Annotated in this window: 3 protein-coding genes; all 3 read right to left on the bottom strand. The window is 43.0% G+C overall.

The features are described 5' to 3' along the window. The coding region (locus AC30RD_RS09560) for a histidine phosphatase family protein (protein ID WP_489494319.1) at positions 1–407 on the bottom strand (407 nt) is incomplete at its 3' end. Next, positions 404–1,129, bottom strand: coding sequence for an adenosylcobinamide-GDP ribazoletransferase (locus AC30RD_RS09565; RefSeq protein WP_489494320.1), 726 nt, complete (start codon positions 1,127–1,129; stop codon positions 404–406). The genes AC30RD_RS09560 and AC30RD_RS09565, both read right to left, overlap by 4 nt. Beyond that, the coding region (locus tag AC30RD_RS09570; RefSeq protein ID WP_489494322.1) for a bifunctional adenosylcobinamide kinase/adenosylcobinamide-phosphate guanylyltransferase at positions 1,126–1,261 on the bottom strand (136 nt) is incomplete at its 5' end. The genes AC30RD_RS09570 and AC30RD_RS09565, both read right to left, overlap by 4 nt.

The following is a 1,261-nucleotide window of genomic DNA, read 5'->3' on the forward strand; positions in this document are numbered from 1 at the left end:
TCACACTCAAGATGGAAAATCTCCTGTGTAAAAAAATGTTCCAACCGCTGCATATAGTTGTGGTAACACTCACCATCAAGTGCCTCTATCCACTGTGTAAAGTTTGTATAGACAATCCCCTCTGCTTCTATCTGCTCAAAACTCATCCCCTCATGTCTGCCCCACGACTTCTCCCGCAACGCTTTTGTGTAGATAGCATCTTGTGCCTGTACAAAAGGTTGGAGTGTCTCTTTGGCACGTAACAAATCGCTACAATAGACTCTCTCAAAAGGGGTGTTTGCAAATTTTTGTGCCAACCTTTTGGCATCCTCTTTTCCCCTCTTACTCAGACCTATATTGTTATGTCCGTTATATTTTCCCCTATAAGGCTCTGCAACCTCTGTATGCCTTAGCAGTGTAATTTTCACAATCCCACCACCGCAATATTAAGCAAAACAAGTTCTGTTACCTCTATACTAAAACCATACATATCACCGTTAAAGCCGCCATAGCGGGAGTAAAACACTCTAGCCAATACAAGTAAAGTTACAAGCGTTGCACATAAAAAACCCCAACCCCCATAAAGAGCTACAACAAGGAGCGTATAACAACACGCAACTATAAAGTGCCAAAAACCAAACTCTTTTTTTGCCAAACTCCCCATACCATTGGGGGAGATATAGCAAAAAAAGTAGATGGCAACAACCACACCAAAGCGACTTAAAAGCAAAAGAAGGGGTATAAGATACACATCTGCACCAAGGGCAACCACACTAGAGGCTTTAAGAATCAAAAACACACCGCTAAAGAGCATCCCCATCCCTCCGTTATGGGGATCTTTCATCACCTTAAGGGCTTTGTTCTTCGGCACAAAGAAACCATCTATCGTATCGGCAAAACCATCAAGATGCAACGCTCCCGTTAGCAACACCCATGCACCAAAAAGCAATACCAAAAGGTGTGTATGAGGCACCCAAGGGGTAAGTGCCATATACAATCCCCACACCACAAGCCCAAGCAAAAAACCCACAAAAGGGTATAGCATTACACTGTAACCGTTGATACCCTTAAAAAAATGGTGCACCTTAAAAAAAGGAACTAGACTCAACAAAGAAACCGCCAAAGCAAAACCATCTAAGAGTTTTTTCATTTAATACGCACACTTATCCCCGCTGTTACCTGATACACCTCATCACACGCAGCGGCCACAAGCTGGGCAACTTTACCGTTTATATTGACAAACTTGCGTGTTAGTGACTCTTTGGCTACAACACTGCAACTG

Source organism: Nitrosophilus sp., assembly GCF_982775275.1.